Genomic DNA, 20,090 nt, shown 5'->3' on the forward strand with positions numbered 1-20,090 from the left:
CGCTCATTCCCCTGTATGTCAACCGGCGGGAATCACCGGCACATTGTCGATCAGGCGGGCCTTGCCCATCCAGGCGGCGGCCAGCAGGCGGGCGGGACGGGTGACGGCGGTCACCGGCTCCAACGTTTCGGCATCGCGCAGTTCGACATAGTCGATGGTGCCGAACCCAGCCTCGGCGATGCGGCCACGGATACCGGTCAGGGCGCCGTCGGGTTCCGCCCCCCGCGCCAGCGCCTCTGCCGCCGCGGTCAGCGCCCGGTGCAGTTCGGGCGCGCGGGCGCGCTCGTCGGCGCTGAGATAGGCGTTGCGCGACGACATGGCGAGCCCGTCCGCCTCACGCACCGTCGGCAGCCCTTCGACCCGGACCGGAATGTCGAGGTCGCGGGTGAAGCGGCGGATCACCATCAGCTGCTGGTAATCCTTCTCGCCGAACACCGCGACGTCGGGCAGGGCCTGCAGGAACAGCTTGGTCACCACCAGCGCGACGCCGCCGAACATCTGCGGCCGGAAGGCGCCGCACAGCCCCTCCGCCGGGCCGCCGACTGAAATAGCAGTGGCGAAGCCCTCCGGATACATGGCGCGCACGGTCGGCGCATAGAGCGCGTGGCAGCCGGCCGAGGCCAACTTGGCGGAATCGCCGCTCTCGTCGCGGGGATAGCGGTCGAAATCCTCGTGCGGGGCGAACTGGGTCGGGTTGACGAAGACGCTGGCGACCACCCGGTCGGCCAGTTCGCGACCGCGCCGCACCAGGCCCAGATGCCCGTCATGCAGCGCCCCCATGGTCGGCACCAGCGCGACGGTCAGCCCCTCCCGCCGCCAGGCCGCAACCTGGGCTCTCAGGTCCTCCACCGTCCTCAGGATCGGCAGCGGACTGGAGGTCTGGGGAGTGGTCGGCGTCATGGCGTCGGTCCTTGGCACAGCGAGATCGGGGGCGCAGCAAGATCGGGGGCGCAGCGAAACCGGGCGCTGGATAACCCGACGGACCGTTCCTGTCCAGAAAAGCTTTCCGCAGGACAGACTGTTGCCGGACCCTGAAGGTTCAGCATCCGCAGCGGGGCAGGCTGTGCCCCGCCGCGGAATTTGATCAGCGCTTGGCCATCAGCGCTTAATCGTGATGCCGACCAGATAGGCCAGATTGGCCCAGGCCAGCAGCGTGGCCAGCAGGGCGGTGAAGGACGGGACGAAGACCACCGAACCGATGATGACGGCGAGCACGGCGACCAGCAGGCCGAGGGAGAGCAAAGCGATACGGGTATCGTCCATCTGATTGGCTTTCCGAAGCGGGTGACAGGGATGGCCCCCCTAATACCGCATTGCAGCGCGAAGAGGGCTGATCTGCGTCAATCGACCGCGATTCGCCAATCATATAAGCGTTATATGATACACGTTTTTCACGCGTCCCAAGGCCGCCGATGCCGGAAAGCAAAAAGGCCTCGGACGTTCGTCCGAAGCCTTTTTGTGATGGTGGGCGCGACAGGGATTGAACCTGTGACCCTTCGCGTGTGAAGCGAATGCTCTCCCGCTGAGCTACGCGCCCGAACCTTGAAACTCTTTACCGAAACTCTTGTGCGTCGCGACCGTTTTTCGTCGGCCCCGCCGCTGCGGTGGGCGGGTTTCTACGGCCTTCCCCACCGGGTGTCAAGCACCAGATTCATCCCCATCTTAAAAAAGATCAGCCGACCGCAGGAGCCCCCGGACCGTGCCCCAGCCCAGCCCCCGCCGCCTTCCCAATCCTGCCCGGGCAGCCCTGATGGCGGCCGGCTTGTCCCTTGCTCTGCTCCCCCTCGCCACCGCCATGGCGTCGGCGGAGCCGGTGAAGGCGACCTACCGTGTCTTCGTCGGCGGCATCACCGCGCTCGACGTGGAAGCAATGCTGGAGGTGACCGGCGACCGCTACCGGATCGAGGTGTCGGCGGTCACCGGCGGCACCATCGGCCGGTTGTTCAGCTGGCGCACGGATTCGCTGACCGACGGCTATGTCCGCGGCGGCGACCTGCGGCCGGCCAACCACCACCAGACCAGCCAGCTTCGCGGCGAGCCGCGCAACGTCACTCTGACCTACGGGCCCCAGGGCGATGTCGCCGCCAGCGTCTCGCCGCCACCGGAGAAGGACGACCGCGAACCGGTGCCGCCGGCACTGCAGCGCGGCACGCTGGACCCGCTGAGCGCCGTGCTGGACCTGCTGTTCGCGGTGGGGGCGAGCCAAGGTTGCGACCGGTCGCTGCCGGTGTTCGACGGACGCCGCCGCTACGACATGGTGTTCAGCGAGGTGGGGCGGCGCATCGTCGACCCGTCACGCTACTCGGTCTTCGCCGGCGTGGCCCAGCAATGCCGGGTGACCTACAAGCCGGTGGCCGGCTATGCCCGGTCATCACCGGCAGGCCGCTTTTGGCAGCGCAGCGATCCGGCGGACAGGCCCCCCGTCGATCTGTGGCTGGCCCCTGTCGCCGCCGGCTATCCGCCCCTGCCGGTGCGGCTGGAGACGGACAGCGATTTCGGCAGCGTGGTGGTCCACCTGACCGCCGTCACGCCGCCAGCGGCAGACCGACAGATCGGGGCGATGCGGCCGCCGGCCCGCTGACCGCGGCGGCCGGCCGGACACCGGCGGGAGACCGGGTGTCCAGGATCATGTCGGACGGCGTGATGCCGGCCCGCCGCAGAGCCTCCGTCAACGCCGAGACCGACGGCCAGAGGATGCGGCCATCGGGTTCCAGCAGCGCACCGTCCAGCAGCGCCGCATAGCCGCCCAGTTTGCCCATATGAACGATCCGAGCCATGCGAGAAACCATGGTGGAGTTCCTTCCCATCGGCGACCGCCGTGACGCCGGCCGGGCGGCGGCATGGCGCGCCGCCGCCCGACCCGCAACCGGCAGGTTCTTGATTGCTTGTTGTGCCTGCCGGTTACGGCCAGCGTCAGCAGCAGGATGGTGGCGATGAAGGTCAGCGGACCGACCATCAGGGCATCATCCTGCATCATGGCGCGTCCTCCCCCGGATCGGCGTCCTATCGCCCGGCGGAGCCGGATCGACCCTAACAGTTTAGGGGCTTTGTCGAGCCGGCACGCGGGTCCTGAGGGATACCCCTGCTGTCCAAAGGGATAGTATCAGTGTATGCGACCGTCCGTACCGCATCCGGTACCGGCCGCCGCTCAATCGGCAGCCGCCAACCGAAGCAGCCCGTCCGGCAGGTCGGCGAAGCGGTCCAGGATCATGTCGGCGCCCAATTCCTCCACCGGCATGCGGGGATAGCCGTAGCTCATGGCGACCACCGGCACGCCGGCAGACCGCGCCGCCTTCACGTCGTTGGCATTGTCGCCGACCATCGCCGCCCGCGCAGACACCGCCCCCGCAGGCATCAACGCGTCCAGCCGCTCGAGCACCCAGGTCAGATGGCGTCCGTCCGGCTTCTTCACCGCCAGCGTGTCCCCGCCGGCCACGGCGCCGAACAGCCCCTCCAGCCCCAGTATGCCCAGCAACTTCCGGGTGATCCGCTCCGGCTTGTTGGTGCACAGCCCCAGCCGCACACCCCGCCCGGCCAGCGCCGCCAGCGTTTCAGCCACGCCGGCATAAAGCACCGGCGGCTCCGCGTCGTCATAATATGTGTCGAGATAATGGCGTAGCACCGGTTGCACCGCCTCGTCCCCCAGCGGGGCGCCCGTCGCGGCGAAGGCCTGGCGCACCAGCATCGCCGACCCGTCGCCGACCATCGTCCGCACCTGCGCCTCGGTCAGCGCCGGGCGGCCGAACTCGGCCAGTGTGCGGTTCAACACGCGGGTCATGTCGAGCGCGCTATCGATCAGCGTTCCGTCGAGGTCGAAGACAAGCGCCTGGAAAGGAAACGGCATGGAAGGCCCCGCGATCTGCCATCGGTTTGACGATGCCCCGTGGATACCACGGTCCCGCGGCAGCCAACCACCCGGATGGGAACAACCCAGGGCCGACGGCAGCCAATAGGCGGCGGTGTGGATGATCAGCCGGAACTGGCTGGCGGTGGCCTTGCCGCCCCCGGTTCGGTCAGAAGCAAGGGGCAGCTTGTGCGCCGCGATCCGGTTCTCCCTGCCCTGGCCCTAAGAGGCGGCACTGTGCCTTCCTCCCGAGGGTGGGAGATTGTGGAGTGGCTTGCTGAACATTGGAAAGATGATTGTGCCCCGATTTTCTCCATCGGCGCACCAATCGGCCGTGCGCTGTCGGGCACGTCAAACGCATCAATTATTTGGGAAATTCAATGGCTTGGCGCCTGCCAAGCAAGATGGCGGAGGGGATGGGATTCGAACCCACGATAGGGCTTTAAACCCTATGACGGTTTAGCAAACCGTTGCCTTCAGCCACTCGGCCACCCCTCCAGCCAGTGCGGTTGCCCGTGGGGCATCGCTGGCGTGGGGAGGGTTCTAACGGCCGGCCGTAGCCTTGTCAACGCTTACGGAGACACAAATCCGCTTTTCCCGAAAATCGGCAGAGAAGGACAAATCTGTATAAAATTTTAGGTACTTTTTAACGGAAGGCGGATATGATGCCACCATGAGCAATAAAAAGCCTGGGTGACGCACAACTCGGTCGCGCGGGGGTATCGCGAAGGCCCGCCCCGCCGGACAGTGACGCCGCACCCCGTCGCCGTGGAGGATGCCATGACCCTGTCACGCCGTTGCGCGGAAACGCTGATCGACCTTGTCGAGATCAAGCTGAGCTGCCTGGAGATCACCGACCGCGAGGACCAGCGCGAAAAAGAACTGCTGCAGCGTTGCGTGCAGGAACTCAACGCCGAATTGCGCGGGGAAAACGGTGCGCTCGCCGACTTCGCGGCGCCCAAGCGCCGTGGCCGGCGGCCCAAGCATCTGCAATTCCACGAACTGCACGTCGCCTGATCCGCTGTCCGCGGGGCCGCGGGACCGCCTCACCCCAATGCCGGCTCCTCCGCCAGGGCCGGCTGCATGGCCGGCGCCTCGCGGGGCAGCAGGATGGTGAAGCGGGTGCCCTGCCCCGGCCAGGACTGCACCGACACGGTGCCGCCCAGCGGGCCGGTGACGGTGTTGAACACGATGTGCAGCCCAAGGCCTGACCCGCCCTGCCCGCGCTTGGTGGTGAAGAAGGGGTCGAAGACCTTCGAGAGATGTTCCGGCGCGATGCCGACGCCATCGTCGATGAAGTCGATCCGCACCTTGTCGGACCCGTCCGGCTGCGCGGTGATCCTGATCGTGCCGGACGGCTTCTCCGACAGGCGCTCGCCGTCGCCATAGGCGTGGACGACGGCGTTGATGACCAGATTGGTCAGCACCTGCCCCAGCGCGCCGGGAAAGCTGTCCATCGTCAGCTCGTCGTCGCACTCCACCGCGATCTTCAGGTTGGTGCGCTTCAGGCGGGGCCGCAGGGAGAACAGCAGTTCGCGGATATAGCTGCCCAGCTCGAACACCCGCCGGTCGCCGGACGACTGGTCGACCGCCACCTGCTTGAAACTCTGCACCAGTGACGCCGCGCGGTCCATGTTGGCCATCAGCAGGCGGCTGCTTTCGCTCAGGCCATCCAGGAATTCGAGGAAATCGGAACGCCGCAACGCGTTGCCGGCAAAGCGGTCGCGCAGGGACTGCGCCTGTTCGCCGATGTGGCTGGCGGCGGTCAGGCCGATGCCGATGGGCGTGTTGATCTCGTGCGCCACCCCCGCCACCAGCTGGCCCAACGATGCCATGGTTTCGGCCTGGATCAGGCTTTCCTGCGCCTCGCGCAGGTCGGCCAGCGCCTGTTCGGCCTCCTCCCTGGCCTGGATCATCGCCGACTCGGCGGCCTTGCGGTCGGTGATGTCATAGAGCCAGGTCAGCAGCGCCGATTCGCCGTCCAGTTCGATGCTGTTCCACGAGGACAGCACCCAGACGATGCTGCCGTCCGGCCGGCGGAAGCGGATCTCTGCATTGCGGAAGGCGCCCTCGCGGTCGAATCGGGCGATCAGCGCCTCGCGGTCGGCTGGGTCGGCATAGAGGTCCGCCACCGGCGAGCGCATCAGCTCCGCCCGGTCGCGCCCCATCAGCCGCACGGACTGGGCGTTGCAGAACAACCAGCGGCCATCGCGGGTGGTGACGTTCACCGCGATCGGCGCCGCCTCCATGATCTTCAGCAGCCGTTCCTCGCTGGCGCGCAGCCGCTCTTCCTGCCGACGGGCCTCGGTGATGTCGGTCATGATGCCGGCATAGCGCACCGCCCGGCCGGTCTTGTCGCGAAAGGCGCGGCCCTTGGCGGCGATCCACACCCAGCCGCCGGCCTCGTGGCGCAGGCGGTAGGAATAGGCGTAGGCCGAGGTCTCCCCCGCCAGATGCGAGGCGATGTGGGCCAGCACCCGGTCGCGGTCCTCCGCATGCAGCCGGCGTTCCCAGAAATCGGGGGGCATGGCCGGCCGGCTGCGATAGCCCAGCATGCGCGGGAAGGTGTCCGACCACCAGCATGTGCCGGCCACCAGATCGGCGTCCCACACCGCGGCCCCGGTCGCCTCCAGCGCCATCTCCAGCCGCTCGCCGATCTCCGGTTCATGAAGGGGCGGCGCCGCGACCTTGCCGGGCCCGGAGCCGGACATGCCCGACAGGGCCGGCGGACGGACGGCCGTCCGGCGCCCGGCATACCGGCCCAGCAGCACCCCGAGCAGACCGCCGACAGCCCCAGCCGCCAGCGCCACCATCACCGGCTCCGCCGCCATGGTTCCTCCACCGTTTCCAGCACTGTGGCGATGGAAACCGGGAAAATTCAACTGTGGCTTTACCGTACAGACGGACAGTACCCAAGAAAAAAGCCCCTCCGCCGGGCGGAGAGGCTTTCTTTCGGACAGGGCGGGGATTTCGCCCCGCCAACAGGCTGTGGCCGCTTAGCCTTTCAGCTTCTTGGTCAGGATTTCGTTGACCATGGCCGGGTTGGCCTTGCCCTGGGTCGCCTTCATCACCTGACCGACGAAGAAGCCGAACAGCTTGTCCTTGCCGCTGCGGAATTCCGCCACCTTGTCGGGGTTGGCGGCCAGAACGGCGTCGATCGAGCCCTCGATGGCGCTGGTGTCGGTGACCTGGCGCAGCCCCTTCTTCTCGACGATGTCGGCGGCCTTCTCGCCGGTCTCGAACATCGTTTCGAAGACTTCCTTGGCGATGCGGCCGGAGATGGTGTTGTCGGCGATCAGGTCGATCAGGCCGCCGAGATTCTCGGCCGACACCGGGCTCTCCTCGATCTCCTTGCCGGCCTTGTTCAGATAGCCGAACAGCTCGCCGGTGACCCAGTTGGAGGCCAGCTTCGGATCGCGGCCCTTGGCCACCGCCTCGAAATAGTCGGCCTTCGACTTCTCCGAGACCAGCACGCCGGCGTCATAGACCGACAGCTTGTAGTCTTCGATGAAGCGGGCCTTCTTGTCGTCCGGCAGTTCGGGCAGCGTCTTCTTGATGTCCTCCACCCAGTCCGCATCGAGTTCGAGCGGCAGCAGGTCGGGATCGGGGAAATAGCGGTAGTCGTGCGCCTCTTCCTTCGACCGCATGGAGCGGGTCACGAACTTCGTCGTGTCCCACAACCGGGTCTCCTGGTCGATCTTGCCGCCTTCCTCGATGATCTCGATCTGGCGGCGGGCCTCATACTCGATCGCCTGCATGACGAAGCGGATCGAGTTGACGTTCTTGATCTCGCAGCGGGTGCCGAAGGGGTCGCCCGGCTTGCGCACCGACACGTTGACGTCGCAGCGCATGGAGCCTTCCTCCATGTTGCCGTCGCAGGTGCCGAGATAGCGCAGGATGGAGCGCAGCTTGCGCACGTAGGCGCCCGCCTCCTCCGAGGACCGCATGTCGGGTTCCGACACGATCTCCATCAACGCCACGCCCGACCGGTTCAGGTCGATGTAGGTCTTGGACGGGTGCTGGTCGTGCAGCGACTTGCCCGCGTCCTGTTCCAGATGCAGGCGGGTGACGCCGACGGTGCGGCTGGTGCCGTCCGGCAGGTCCAGCACGATCTCGCCCTTGCCGACGATCGGCTGCAGGAACTGGCTGATCTGATAGCCCTGCGGCAGATCGGCGTAGAAGTAGTTCTTGCGGTCGAAGACCGAGTTCAGGTTGATCTGCGCCTTCAGGCCCAGACCGGTGCGCACCGCCTGCTCGACGCAATATTCGTTGATGACGGGCAGCATGCCGGGGAACGCGGCGTCGACGAAGCTGACCTGGCTGTTCGGCGCGGCCCCGAATTCGGTGGCGGAGCCGGAGAACAGCTTCGCGTTCGAAATCACCTGGGCATGGACCTCAAGCCCGATCACGACTTCCCAATCGCCCGTTTCACCCTGGATGTACGACATCGTTCCGCTCTTCGACGTTCACGGCACGGGACCGGACGGGCGCCGCCCTGGAAAAGGGCGCCCCGGCCATACCCTTGGAATCCTGTTTCTTCTAACGCCCTTTGCGCCCGCGCGCACGCTTTATCGCGCCGCGGCTTTCCTACCCCTGCCCTACCCCCGCCCTACCTCCATTGTGCGGCCGGCCACAGACGCGCCGTTAACCCTCAGGCAAGCTTTGCCCGCCACGCTGAACAGGACGAGCGCAGGAGGGTATGATGTCGGTGCGGAAGCTGGTGCGGAAGGTCGGGTTCGGTGTCGGTCTGGGCGCGCTGCTGATGGCGGGCGCCGCACTCGGCCATGCCGCCACCCACCCTGACGACCTGTCGCTCAGCCCGGTCACCGTGAACCCGGTACCCGCCGCCCCCTCTTCGTCCGAATTTCCCGATGCGGCGATGTCCCGCAACGACCAGGGCGACATCACCGTCCTGCGCCTGGACGGCATCATCACGCCGGGGGCGGAGCGCAACTTCGTCGATGCCCTGCGCGCCCTGCCGGCCCGCCGACCGCTGGTGATCGAACTGTCGAGCCCCGGCGGCTTCACCGCCGCCGGCTACCGGATGATCGACGCCGTGCTTGCCGAACGCCAGGGCGGGCGGCCGGTCGCCACGCGGGTGCGCGACGGCGACTCCTGCGAAAGCATGTGCGTCGGCCTCTATCTGGCCGGTTATCCGCGCTATGCCGCCCCGCGGGCGGAGTTCATGGTGCATGCGCCGCGCATGGCCGAGAATGGCCGGATGACGATCCGCTCCATCCAGATGATGGTCGACCGCCTGGTGTCGCTCGGCGCCTCCCCGGCCTGGATCCAGCGGGTGACTGCGGAGGGCGGCTTCTCCGGCGCCCGCGATTACCGCGAGACCGCCGACCGGCTGAGCGCCGACGGCGCCAACATCGTCACCGACCTGCTGCGCTGACCAGCCCCTCTGCGACCGCCTCCGGCGTACGGCCGACGATCCGCTCGTAAACTTCCGGGTCGGTCGCCCCCTCCGTCCCGAACACCAGCACGCGGGCGTCGGGCACGAGGCCCAGCGCCAGCCGGGTCTCCTCATGTGCCGCGGCGCAGAGCAGACCGGCCAGACCGGCAACGCCGGATTCGCCGGCCACCACCGGACGGCCGCCATGCTTGCCTTCCGCCAGCTTGCGCATGGCGGCGATCGCCCCTTCGTCGGGAATGGTCAGAAAATCGTCGGCACCACGCTCCAGGATCGCCCAGGCCAGCAGCGAAACCTCGCCGCAGGCAAGCCCGGCCATCACCGTGTCCAGATCGCCCTCCGACCGCACCGGACGCCCGGCCACCGCGCTCTGGTACAGGCAGTCGGCGCTGTGCGGCTCCACCACCACGAAGCGCGGGCGCTGCCGGCCCCAGCTTTCCCACAGGTGGCCGCAGACCGCGGCGGGCAGCGCGCCGACGCCGCCCTGCACGAAGACATGGGTCGGCCGCTCGCTGGCGGGCAGTTGCGAGATCGCCTCCTCCACCATCATGGTGTAGCCCTGCATCACGTCGCGCGGCACATCCATATAGCCGGTGTAGGAGGTGTCGGAGACGACGAACCAGCCGTGCTCCGCCGCATCGGCGGCGGCCCGGCGCACCGCGTCGTCGTATGACCCGTCGACCACCACCACCCGCGCCCCGTACGCCTCGATGGCGTCGCGGCGGCCGGGCGTACAGGCGGCAGGCACGTACACCACGCAATTGCAGCCGAACACCTGCGCGCCCCAGGCCACCGACCGGCCATGGTTGCCGTCGGTCGCCGTGGTGACCGTCAGCGTCCGCGTCACCTTGGCATAGCGGCCGACGACGAGGTCCAGCGCCGTCACCGGCACGCCAGGCACCCGCGCCGTCACCTCCCGCGCCAGCAGGCGCAGCACGGCGTATGCTCCGCCCAGAGCCTTGAAGCTGCCGAGAGCGAAGCGGGCGCTTTCGTCCTTGTACCAGAGGCGGTCGATCCCCGCCTCCCGCGCCAGTCCCGGCAGGGAGCGCAGCGGGGTGGGCGCATAGCCGGGCCAGGCGCCGATCTCCGCCATCGCCTCCTCGAAGGCGGCGCGGCTGAGGATCGCGCGTTCCGACGGGCCATAGACCCGTTCATGGTCGGCATGCGGATTGGAAAAATGGCGCGGCAGGCAGGAGGATGGCGAGACGGCGTGGTGGGGCATGGCTTCGCTCTCCGGGCCGGCGATGCCGTCGGCGACGGCACATCCCACGACCACCCATAACGAGACCAAAAGCCACCGCCCGCCGTCAAGACGCCAGCGCGGACGCGGCTGCTACCGAATGAAGCATTCCGGAGGGCGGGCCCAAAGGCGGGACGACCCCGTCAGCGCTTCCATTCGCGGCTGGACTTGATGAAGTCGGTCAGGGTGACGCCGATCTTATCGTCGATGATCGCCACCTCGCCGCGGGCGACCAGCACGCCTTCGACATAGACGTCGGTCGGATCCTTCAGATGACGGTCGAGTTCCACCACGGCGCCGCGGCCCAGCTTCAGCAGGTCGCGGACGCGGAGCATGGCGGTGCCGATGACGACCTTGATCTCCACCGGCGCATCGCCGATGGCGAAGGACGACGCGTCGCCGTCGTTGGGATCGGCCGCGCCGAGCAGGTCGTCGATGTTGGCCATGGCTGTCCAAGCTCCCGCGCCGGAAATGGCGCCCTCTTACACGAACGGGACATCCTACACCCCGGACGGGTTAGCCGGCAACGCCACCGACCGATGGGGATTGCGACAAGATTGGGCTTTTCCCATACCGGCGCTTCGCCCACACTGACCGCCCGCCCGCTTGTCGGTCTTTTCGTTGCCGATGCGCAACAATCCAGGCACGACAGGGCACCGACCAACCGGAACCGGGTTTATCCTGATGACCGACAGCAGCATTTCCCCGCTTGTGGACGCTTCCTGGCTGAAAAGCCGGCTCGACAGCCCCGGTATCGTCGTCCTCGACGTGCGGACTCCGCCCACCGGCGGCTTCGTTTCGGGATCGGTTCATTCCGACTACGCAACGGCCGGCTGGCGGACTGTGGTTGGCGGCGGGGCCGGGATGTTGCCGGATCCGGATGTGCTGGCGGGACTGATCGGCAGGCTGGGGATCGGCAACGGCGACCATGTCGTTCTGGTGGCGGCAGGCGCCAACGCATCGGACATGGGCAACGCCACCCGCGTCTATTGGACCTTCAAGATGCTGGGCCACGACGCGGTATCGGTGCTGGACGGCGGTTTCGCCGCCTGGACCGCCGCCGGCGGACCGGTCGAACCGCAGCCGGCGGTTCGCCAGCCGACCCGCTTCACCGTCCACCCGCGCGCCGACCTGCGCGCCACCCTGGAGCAGGTCGAGGCGGCGGTGCAGGCCGGCGGCACGCCGCTGCACGACGCCCGCTCGCCCGAGCAGTTCGCCGGCAAGGCCAAGAGCCCGCAGGCCCGTGCCGCCGGCACCATCCCCGGCGCGGTCAATCTCGACATCGCCGCCCTCTTCTCCCCGGCGGAGCACCGCTTCGCCTCGCCCGAGGCGGTGAAGGCGATGGCCGATCAGGCCGGGCTGCCATTGCGCGACCAGCCCATCACCTTCTGCAACACCGGCCACCTCGCCTCGGTGTCCTGGTTCGCGCTGAGCGAGATCGCGCACGTGCCGGGGGTGCGGCTCTATGACGGCTCCATGTCGGAATGGAGCGCCGATCCGCAGCGGCCGTTGCAGTCCGAAGGCTGAGTTACGCCTTCGCCCGGCGGCGGCGCAGACGACCGAGATCGCTGCGCCGCACCAGCCCCAGCAGGACGGCGGCGACGGCATAAACGGCCAGCCCAACCACTGCCAGCACCAGGAGCCCGCCCAGCCGCTCCACCACGCCCATGGCGCCCAGCCAGGGGGCCAGCCGCTCCGTCGCCAGCCACAGGGCGCCGGCCATGACGGCGGCGGCAATCGCCATGCGCGGCAGGTTGCGGGTCAGCCGCGCATCGGCGCGGAACAGGCCACGGCGGTGCAGCAGCAGCGCCAGCAGCCCGGCATTCACCCAGGCGCCGACGGAGGTGGCGACCGCCAACCCGACCTGGGCCAGCGGTCCCATCAGCACCAGCTTCAGCGCCACATTGATGGCGACCGCCGCCAGCGCCACCCGCACCGGCGTCGCCGTGTCGTGGCGGGCGTAGAAGCCGTTGACCAGGCTGCGGATCACCACGAAGGCCGGCAGGCCCAGCGCATAGGCCTGCAGGGTCAGCGCCGAAGCGGCGGCGTCGGACGGGCCGAAGGCGCCGCGTTGGAACAGCACGGACAGGATCGGCGTGCCCGCCACCAGGAAGGCTACGGCGGCCGGCAGGGTCAGCACCAGCGACAGCTCGATGGCGCGGTTCTGGCTGTCGACCGCACCGGCCTCGTCGCCGCTCTTGATCCGCTTGGACATTTCCGGAAGCAGAACGGTCCCGACGGCGATGCCGATCACCCCCAGCGGCAGCTGGTTCAGCCGGTCGGCATAATAGAGGTAGGACACCGCACCCGTCGGCAGGGCGGACGCGATCAGCGTGTCGGCGAACAGGCTGATCTGGGTCAGCCCCGATCCCAGCGCCGCCGGCCCCAGCACCTTGAGGAAGCGCTTCACGTCGGGCGACAGGCGCGGCATCACCGGCCGCAGGGTCATGTCGGCCCGCCGGGCGTCCCAGGCCAGATAGAGATACTGCGCGACGCCCGACGCCAGAACGCCCCAGGACAGCGCGTGTCCAGCCGTCGGCATCAGCGGCGTGCCGACCACCAGCGCCGCGATCAGGCAAAGGTTCATCAGGATCGGCGCCGCGGCGGCCGAGCCGAAGCGGCTCATGCTGTTCAGCACGCCGCCATAGAGCGAGACCAGCGAGATCAGCAACAGGTAGGGGAAGGTGATGCTGGTGAACAGCACCGCCAGCCGGAACTTCTCCGGATCGTCGGCGAAGCCGGGGGCGAAGACCGTCATGAACTGCGGCATGAAGGCCAGCACCAGCAGCAGCAGCACCATCTGCACGATGACCAGCAGCGTCATCACCTCGTCGGCGAAGCGGCGGGCGGATGCTGCACCGTCCTGCACCAGCTTGCCCGAGAACAGCGGCACGAAGGCGGAGTTGAAGGCGCCCTCCGCGAACAGGGCGCGGAAGTGGTTCGGCAGCCGAAAGGCGACGAAGAAGGCGTCGGCCACCGGCCCGGCGCCGAGCAGCGCCGCGGTCAGCACGTCGCGCAGGAAACCGAGCACCCGGCTGGCCAAAGTCAGGCCGCCGACGGACAGGATATGACGGAACACGATGGCAGGGTCGCTTCTGTGATGCGGATGATGCCCGGCGGCATCCTAGCGATGCGGCCGCGTTCGTCATAGGATCGCCGCCCGCATTCGTCCAGAACGCATCTCCAATCACCCATTCGGTCGAAGGCCCCCGACATGCCGCAGCAAGCCCTCCCCCTGACCTATCTGGAAGCCGGCGAAGCCAATGGCGGAACGCCGATGCTTGTCCTGCACGGGCTGTTCGGCTCGGCCCGCAACTGGCAGACCCTGGCCCGCCGCTTCGGTGAGCGGCACCGGGTCTATGCGCTTGACCTGCGCAACCACGGCGGCGCCCCCTGGGCGGACGGCATGAGCTATCCGGAGATGGCGGCCGACGTGCTGCGTTTCCTCGACGACCGCGGCTTCGCCCGCGCCACTGTCGTCGGCCATTCGATGGGCGGCAAGACCGCCATGGCGCTGGCGCTGGCCCATCCCGACCGGGTGGAACGGCTGGTGGTCGCCGACATCGCCCCCGTCGCCTACACCCACACCCACGCCCCCTATGTCGCCGCGATGAAGGCCGCGAAGCTGGAGGGCGTCACCCGCCGGCCGGAGGTGGAGGCCCAGCTGGCCGACGCCGTGCCGGAGGCGCCGCTGCGCTCCTTCCTGATGCAGAATCTGGTGCTGGAGAACGGCGTCTTCTCCTGGCGGATCAACCTCGACTCCATCGGGGCGAACATGGCGGGACTGATCGGCTTCCCCGATTTCGGCGGCGCCCATTATGACGGCCCCACCCTCTTCATCGGCGGCGGTGCGTCGGACTACATCCGGCCGGAGCATCACGACGCCATCCGCCGTCATTTCCCCAAGGCGGAAATCCACATGATCGAGGGGGTCGGTCATTGGCTGCATGCCGAACGTCCGGCCGAATTCGCGGCGCTGGTGGAGGGATTCCTCTGATTTCCGCGGCAAAACCCCGCATTTTCGCGTGGTTGTAAGCCGAAGCAGATATTGCATCGCCCGGACGTCGGGGCTATCAAGCCTGCGCGCCTTAAAACGCGGCCTGCGAGACAACGCGGCTGCCATTCCTCGAAGGATCGACCGACCATGAGCGTCATCACCGAGATTCACGCCCGCGAAATCCTGGACAGCCGCGGCAATCCGACCGTCGAAGTCGACGTTGCGCTGGACAGCGGCGCCTTCGGCCGCGCCGCGGTGCCGTCGGGCGCCTCCACCGGCGCCCACGAGGCGGTCGAACTGCGCGACGGCGACAAGGCCCGCTTCGGCGGCAAGGGCGTGCTGAAGGCGGTCGAGTCCGTCAACGGCGAGATCTACGACGCGCTCGCCGGCCTGGACGCCGACGACCAGCGCGCCATCGACCTCGCCATGATCGACCTGGACGGCACCGAGAACAAGAGCCGGCTCGGCGCCAACGCCATCCTGGGCGTGTCGCTGGCGGTCGCCCGCGCCGCCGCCGAGGATGCCGGCCTGCCGCTCTACCGCTATGTCGGCGGGGCCTTCGCCTCGCTGCTGCCGGTGCCGATGATGAACATCATCAACGGCGGCGCCCATGCCGACAACCCGATCGACATTCAGGAATTCATGATCATGCCGGTGGGTGCCGAAACCGGCGCCGACGCCATCCGCATGGGTTCCGAGATCTTCCAGTCCCTCAAGAAGAAGCTGAAGGACGCCGGCCACAACACCAATGTCGGCGACGAGGGCGGCTTCGCCCCCAACATCGGTTCGACCGACGAGGCGCTCGGCTTCGTCATGAAGGCGATCGAGGCCGCCGGCTACAAGCCGGGCGACGACGTCATGCTGGCGCTCGATGCCGCCTCGACCGAGTTTTTCAAGAACGGCAAGTACGAGCTGGCCGGCGAAGGCAAGTCGCTGTCGCCGGAGCAGATGGTGTCCTACTGGTCCGATCTGGTCGGCCGCTTCCCGATCATCTCGATCGAGGACGGCATGGCGGAAGACGACTGGGAAGGCTGGAAGGCGCTGACCGACGCCATCGGCAGCAAGGTGCAGCTGGTCGGCGACGATTTGTTCGTCACCAACCCCAAGCGTCTGGCCCAGGGCATCCGTCAAGGCGTCGCCAACTCGATCCTGGTGAAGGTCAACCAGATCGGCACGCTGTCGGAGACGCTGGAAGCGGTGGATATGGCGCACAAGGCCGGCTACACTGCCGTCCTGTCGCACCGCTCGGGCGAGACCGAGGACAGCACCATCGCCGATCTGGCGGTCGCCACCAACTGCGGCCAGATCAAGACCGGGTCGCTGAGCCGTTCGGATCGTCTGGCCAAGTACAACCAGCTGATCCGCATCGAGGAGCAGCTGGGCGTCGCCGCCCGCTTCGCCGGCCGCGGCATCCTGAAGGCCTGATCGTCCTGATGTGAAAAAGCCCCTCTCCGGGTTGCCGGAGAGGGGCTTTTTTATGCGGAGCGGACGCTCACTCCCCGACGAGAGCGCCGATCATCTTGCGGACGGCGGTCATCTGGAAGCCGCCCTTGCGGGCGAAGTCGTAGCCGGTGTAGCCGAACCAGTCCCAGCAGGCCTTGGGGTTGGAGGACAGCTTGGCGTCACCGTCGATCTGCGGATACAGCACGACGATGTTGTTGACGTCGGCCCAGCGGTTGTAGCCGGCATGCACGGCGAAATGGTCGCCGATCAGGTTCGACGCCATTTTGCAGCCATGGAAGGCGACATGGATGCGGCAGGTCTGCTTGCCGCCCTCGCAGGCTTCCGGAACATAGACGTAGCCGGTCTTGGCCATGCCGCTGCGGCTGGTGTCGCCGACGAAGGGCGCCTGGTTGAACAGCTGCGGCTGGCGGGCCGCGGCCGGAGCGTTCGGGATCTTGGCATCGGCGTAGAAGAAGCGGACGATGGCGCCTGCCTGATCGTACTGGCAGTTGTTGATGTATTCGCTCTTCTCATCCTCCTTCGGGATGAAGTCGCAGGCGGCGCCATAGCCGTCGGTGATGTAGGCATGCGCCGCCTTCGGCAGCTTCACATAGGTGAAGTTCGCCGCCGTCACGCCCAGCGCCTTGTAGAACTGCTCGGTGGCGTCGGCGACCGGGCGCTTCACCGTCACGTCGTTGTCGCCGTTGAACAGGTAGATCTTCGACTGCGCCATGTTGGACAGCGGATCGATGTCCTTGGCCTTCTCGCGCGCCTTGGCGTTGGCGACCAGCGCGTCGACGTTGGGGGCGCCCATCGCCACGTCCATGCAGCGCTTCAGCGCCACCACCGCCGGGGCGATGCCGCCCTCCGACACCTCGGCACAATCATAGGGTCCGCCGGCGACGAGGCCCGCCGCCTTGACCAGCCCCGAATAGGCGACCTGGAACTGCCCGGCCATGTAGGCGCCGGAGGAGATGCCCGACACCGTGGTCTGCGCCGGGTCGATCTTCAGCTTCAGATCCGACAGCTTGACTTGCGCCGCCGCGGGAAGCGGCGCCAGGACGACGAGCGCCGCCAGCGCGGTTTTCGCAATGACTTGCTTGGAAATGCTCATGGGAGGGTCACCTTTGCCCTGCTAAGGGTGTCAACGTCGCATGGACAGCGGCGATCTGCGCCCCGCCCCTTCGTCGCGTCATCCATCCCCGCCGTGCCGATCCGGTCCCGGCAAGCCGGGCGGCGCACGATCAGATTGTTGCCGGCCGCCCGGGGGCTGAAACCGTGGCCGAAGCCTGCGCAGAAGGTAGCAATGCAATGATGATTGTCTAATAAAAAGAATATCAGCCGCCGCGATGCACGCATCCATACGCAACGCCGCACCCTGCCGCCGCCGGTGCCGCAGGCGCGGAGCGGTCATGGAAAAGGCCGGCGGAGCCTTCGCCCCGCCGGCCTTTCATCCAATACCCTGCATCCCGCCCGGCTCTGCGGCCCCCCGCCGGGTGCCGAATCGGGCGTCTCAGCTCCGCAAATAAGTCAGAACGGTCTCCGGCGAGGATTCGCCGTAGGGATCGCCGTTCTCGCCCTCGTCGTTGATGCCCGGCTCCTCGAACCACTTCTCGACGACGCCGTCCTTCACGACCATGGCATAGCGCCAGGACCGGAAGCCGAATCCGACATGGTCCTTGTCGATCAGCATGCCCATCCGGCGGGTGAAATGGCCCGAGCCGTCGGGGATCAGCTTCACCTTCTTCAGGTTCAGGCTCTTGCCCCACTGGTACATGACGAAGGCGTCGTTGACGCTGAGGCAATAGACCTCGTCGATGCCGAGATCCTTGAAATCGTCATAGAGCCGTTCGAAGGCCGGGCACTGCTCGTTGGAGCAGGTCGGCGTGAAGGCGCCGGGCAGGGAGAACAGAACCACCCGCTTGCCCTGGAACAGCTCGTCGCTCCGCACATCCTGCCAACGGAACGGGTTGGGTCCGCCGACGCTCTCGTCGCGCACGCGGGTCTTGAACACCACCGAGGGGACCTTGCGCCCTTCCATCATCTTCTCCGGCTGTGGTTGGGGTGGACCGGCGGAATTGCCGCCGCGGCCAACGATACCGGCAATGCCCGCCCCCTCCAACCGGCCATAGGTCATGCGTCCCTGCTGGCCAGGCGGGGCAAATCACCCCGAATGAACAAACAATACCGGAGTGGTCTTGCGCAAAAGTGGTGGCATCCGGTGGCAATCCTGTGACGTCCCCGAATGTTAAGGTCCCATTTACCAAGATGGCGTTCTCTGACCTCGCCTGCATCCAGTGGGCACTGTGCCGACCGGTGACAATTGGAGGGCTGTTCATGCCTGTTTCGACCAAGTCCAACTCTTTGCAACAGCCCGGCAACAATAAGCCGGAAGCCGCTTTCAATCGCGGTTATTTCACCAGGATACTCGTTAGTACATTTGTCTTCAGCGCCACCATCAACGCACTGATGTTGGCCATGCCGCTTTATTCGCTTCAGGTGTTCAGCCGCGCCATTCCGTCGGGCAATTACGACACCCTGATCATGCTGACGCTCATCGTCGTCCTCGCGCTGACGCTGAGCGGCTTGCTGGAGATGGTGCGCTCCCGCCTGCTGGCCCGTGCCGGCAATGCGCTGGAGGTGCGCTGGCGCCGCCGGCTGACCGCCGACGCGCTGGACGCCGCCGGCCGCGGCCGTCCGGACAACGGTCCGCTCGCCGACCTGATGGAGCTGAAGGGCGCCTTCTCGCGTCCCTCGCTTCCGGCGCTGATGGACCTGCCCTGGGCTCCGCTCTACGTCATCGGCATCTACGTCATCCACCCGATGCTGGCGCTGGTGCTGGTGGTGTCGATGGCGATCATGGCGGTGATGGGCTGGATCGGCTATGTGGCCGTCAAGGACATCAACGACGAGAGCAAGCTGCCGGCCGGCCGCGCCCAGAAGCTGTTCGAAGCGCTGGCCTCCCGTTCCGACACCGTGCGCGGCCTGCGCATGGGCAACGCCTCGCTGGATGCGGTCAACCGCGACTTCCTGACCGCCAGCGCCATGCAGGGCCAGGGCTATGAGCGCAGCGCCGCCATCGGCGCCGCCACCAAGTGGGTCCGCATGGTCCTGCAGATCGCCGTGACGGGCATCGGCGCCTGGTTGGTGATCGAGCAGCACCTGTCCTTCGGCGGCATGATCGCCACATCGATGCTGGTCGGCCGCGGCCTCGCCCCGATCGAGCAGACCGCCGGCGCCTGGGGCGGGCTGGTCCGCTCCGCCCAGGCCGTCCGCCGCCTGCTGCCGCTGCTGAAGCGCCTGTCGCGTGAGCCGGAGCGTCCCTCCGTGCCCGTCGAGAGCGAGCGCCTGACCGTCGAGAACCTGCTGTTCGTCTCCCCCCGCGATCAGAAGCCGATCCTGCGCAGCGTCACCCTGTCGGTCGAGCCGGGCGAGACCGTCTGCATCGCCGGCCCCAACCGCTCGGGCAAGTCGGTTCTGGCCCGCATGCTGGCCGGTGTCGCCCTGCCGTCGGCCGGCACGGTGCGGCTGGGCGGCCTGTCCGTCGCCACCCTGACCCCCGACAGCCCCGAACAGGGCATCGGCTACCTGCCGCAGCAGGTCGATCTTCTGCCGGGCAGCATCGCCGACAACATCGCCCGCTTCACCACCGCCACCCGCGAACAGGTGGAGGAGGCCGCCAAGGCCGTCGGCATCCACGAGTGGATCGAAAGCCTGCCCATGGGCTACGAGACCGAGGTCAACGATCCGCTGTCCCCGATCACCGGCGCCAGCGCCCGCCTGATCGGCCTTGCCCGCGCCGCCTTCGGCCAGCCGCCGCTGCTGGTGCTGGACGAGCCGACCGCCGGCCTGGACGAGCTGGGCATCAAGGCGGTCCGCGCCTTCGTCGCGGCCTGCAAGGAGCGCGGGGCGACCACCATCGTCATGACCCACGCCCCGATCTTCGTCGACATGTCCGACCACACCTATGTCCTGAAGAACGGCATGGCGATGGAGCTGCCGCGTCCGGACCAGCAGCAGGCCCAGCCCGGCGCCGTCAACCTTGCCCGCCTCCGCAATCTCGGCCCTCAGGGTCCGTCCGCCGCCACGGCGGGGGCCACCGGCTGACCGCCGGCACCGCCCCCAAGACCGACCATCCGGTTAGCGACGC

General features: G+C 67.6%; 18 protein-coding genes and 2 tRNA genes. 7 read left to right on the plus strand and 13 right to left on the minus strand.

Features of this window, described 5'->3' with window-relative positions:
- Nucleotides 1-18 precede the first annotated feature (18 nt).
- The 3 genes from panC to FZ938_RS19675 form a co-directional block, all read right to left on the minus strand.
- The gene (gene panC / locus FZ938_RS19665) at nt 19-900 is read right to left on the minus strand and encodes a pantoate--beta-alanine ligase (RefSeq protein WP_149200147.1); all 882 of its coding nucleotides are present in this window, start codon (nt 898-900) and stop codon (nt 19-21) included.
- Between the two features lie 198 nt (nt 901-1,098).
- Nucleotides 1,099-1,263 (minus strand): sugar tyrosine-protein kinase, encoded by a 165-nt coding sequence (locus tag FZ938_RS19670; protein ID WP_085084036.1) that lies wholly within the window; start codon nt 1,261-1,263, stop codon nt 1,099-1,101.
- Nucleotides 1,264-1,462: 199 nt separating this feature from the next.
- Nucleotides 1,463-1,537 (minus strand) — tRNA-Val (locus FZ938_RS19675).
- Between the two features lie 162 nt (nt 1,538-1,699).
- On the opposite strand from FZ938_RS19675, the gene FZ938_RS19680 reads away from it, so the two are divergent.
- Nucleotides 1,700-2,581, plus strand: coding sequence for a DUF3108 domain-containing protein (locus FZ938_RS19680; protein ID WP_149200148.1), 882 nt, complete (start codon nt 1,700-1,702; stop codon nt 2,579-2,581).
- Here FZ938_RS19680 and FZ938_RS19685 read toward each other — a convergent pair.
- The 3 genes from FZ938_RS19685 to FZ938_RS19695 all read right to left on the minus strand — a co-directional run bounded on the left by FZ938_RS19685 (nt 2,526) and on the right by FZ938_RS19695 (nt 4,342).
- The gene (locus tag FZ938_RS19685; RefSeq protein WP_246458031.1) at nt 2,526-2,777 is read right to left on the minus strand and encodes a hypothetical protein; all 252 of its coding nucleotides are present in this window, start codon (nt 2,775-2,777) and stop codon (nt 2,526-2,528) included. The genes FZ938_RS19680 and FZ938_RS19685 overlap by 56 nt on opposite strands.
- 371 nt (nt 2,778-3,148) lie before the next feature.
- The gene (locus FZ938_RS19690; RefSeq protein ID WP_149200150.1) at nt 3,149-3,844 is read right to left on the minus strand and encodes an HAD family hydrolase; all 696 of its coding nucleotides are present in this window, start codon (nt 3,842-3,844) and stop codon (nt 3,149-3,151) included.
- Between the two features lie 405 nt (nt 3,845-4,249).
- A tRNA-Ser gene (locus FZ938_RS19695) sits at nt 4,250-4,342 on the minus strand.
- A 282-nt stretch (nt 4,343-4,624) separates the two neighbouring features.
- Between FZ938_RS19695 and FZ938_RS19700 the strand changes: the two genes are divergently transcribed.
- Entirely contained in the window at nt 4,625-4,861 is a 237-nt protein-coding gene (locus FZ938_RS19700; protein ID WP_149200151.1) for a hypothetical protein, read from the plus strand.
- Between the two features lie 29 nt (nt 4,862-4,890).
- Here FZ938_RS19700 and FZ938_RS19705 read toward each other — a convergent pair whose 3' ends face one another.
- Both FZ938_RS19705 and gatB read right to left on the minus strand, forming a co-directional pair.
- On the minus strand, nt 4,891-6,675 hold the full coding sequence (locus FZ938_RS19705) for a PAS domain-containing sensor histidine kinase (RefSeq protein WP_149200152.1): 1,785 nt from the start codon (nt 6,673-6,675) through the stop codon (nt 4,891-4,893).
- Nucleotides 6,676-6,840: 165 nt separating this feature from the next.
- Nucleotides 6,841-8,292 carry an Asp-tRNA(Asn)/Glu-tRNA(Gln) amidotransferase subunit GatB gene (gene gatB / locus FZ938_RS19710; RefSeq protein ID WP_149200153.1) on the minus strand — a complete coding sequence of 484 codons (1,452 nt, stop codon included), beginning with the start codon at nt 8,290-8,292 and terminating at the stop codon, nt 6,841-6,843.
- Between the two features lie 254 nt (nt 8,293-8,546).
- Between gatB and FZ938_RS19715 the strand changes: the two genes are divergently transcribed.
- Nucleotides 8,547-9,242 (plus strand): Clp protease/crotonase-like domain-containing protein, encoded by a 696-nt coding sequence (locus FZ938_RS19715; protein ID WP_149200265.1) that lies wholly within the window; start codon nt 8,547-8,549, stop codon nt 9,240-9,242.
- On the opposite strand, the gene FZ938_RS19720 is transcribed toward FZ938_RS19715, so the two are convergent.
- Both FZ938_RS19720 and fliN read right to left on the minus strand, forming a co-directional pair.
- Nucleotides 9,223-10,482: a diaminopropionate ammonia-lyase gene (locus FZ938_RS19720; protein WP_149200154.1), complete on the minus strand. Its 1,260-nt coding sequence runs from the start codon at nt 10,480-10,482 to the stop codon at nt 9,223-9,225. The genes FZ938_RS19715 and FZ938_RS19720 overlap by 20 nt on opposite strands.
- Before the next feature lie 161 nt (nt 10,483-10,643).
- Entirely contained in the window at nt 10,644-10,946 is a 303-nt protein-coding gene (gene fliN, locus FZ938_RS19725) for a flagellar motor switch protein FliN (RefSeq protein WP_085084056.1), read from the minus strand.
- A 238-nt stretch (nt 10,947-11,184) separates the two neighbouring features.
- Between fliN and FZ938_RS19730 the strand changes: the two genes are divergently transcribed.
- A complete protein-coding gene (locus FZ938_RS19730) occupies nt 11,185-12,027 on the plus strand; it encodes a sulfurtransferase (protein ID WP_149200155.1) in 843 nt (280 codons plus the stop codon).
- Between the two features lies 1 nt (nt 12,028).
- Here FZ938_RS19730 and murJ read toward each other — a convergent pair whose 3' ends face one another.
- Nucleotides 12,029-13,579 (minus strand): murein biosynthesis integral membrane protein MurJ, encoded by a 1,551-nt coding sequence (gene murJ / locus FZ938_RS19735; RefSeq protein WP_149200156.1) that lies wholly within the window; start codon nt 13,577-13,579, stop codon nt 12,029-12,031.
- A gap of 135 nt (nt 13,580-13,714) precedes the next feature.
- Here murJ and FZ938_RS19740 point away from each other — a divergent pair, with 135 nt between their 5' ends.
- Nucleotides 13,715-14,497, plus strand: coding sequence for an alpha/beta fold hydrolase (locus tag FZ938_RS19740; RefSeq protein ID WP_149200157.1), 783 nt, complete (start codon nt 13,715-13,717; stop codon nt 14,495-14,497).
- 147 nt (nt 14,498-14,644) lie between these two features.
- Nucleotides 14,645-15,922, plus strand: a complete 1,278-nt coding sequence (gene eno, locus FZ938_RS19745) for a phosphopyruvate hydratase (protein ID WP_149200158.1) — start codon at nt 14,645-14,647, stop codon at nt 15,920-15,922.
- Nucleotides 15,923-15,989: 67 nt separating this feature from the next.
- Here eno and FZ938_RS19750 read toward each other — a convergent pair whose 3' ends face one another.
- Both FZ938_RS19750 and FZ938_RS19760 read right to left on the minus strand, forming a co-directional pair.
- Nucleotides 15,990-17,054 (minus strand): extracellular catalytic domain type 2 short-chain-length polyhydroxyalkanoate depolymerase, encoded by a 1,065-nt coding sequence (locus tag FZ938_RS19750; RefSeq protein WP_149200159.1) that lies wholly within the window; start codon nt 17,052-17,054, stop codon nt 15,990-15,992.
- A gap of 399 nt (nt 17,055-17,453) precedes the next feature.
- Complete coding sequence (locus tag FZ938_RS19760) at nt 17,454-18,077, minus strand: peroxiredoxin (protein WP_246799067.1); 624 nt, start codon at nt 18,075-18,077, stop codon at nt 17,454-17,456.
- A 341-nt stretch (nt 18,078-18,418) separates the two neighbouring features.
- Between FZ938_RS19760 and FZ938_RS19765 the strand changes: the two genes are divergently transcribed.
- Nucleotides 18,419-20,047 carry a type I secretion system permease/ATPase gene (locus FZ938_RS19765; protein ID WP_246458027.1) on the plus strand — a complete coding sequence of 543 codons (1,629 nt, stop codon included), beginning with the start codon at nt 18,419-18,421 and terminating at the stop codon, nt 20,045-20,047.
- The last annotated feature ends 43 nt before the right edge of the window (nt 20,048-20,090 follow it).

This window comes from Azospirillum oryzae (assembly GCF_008364795.1).
In the GTDB taxonomy this organism is placed as follows: domain Bacteria; phylum Pseudomonadota; class Alphaproteobacteria; order Azospirillales; family Azospirillaceae; genus Azospirillum; species Azospirillum oryzae.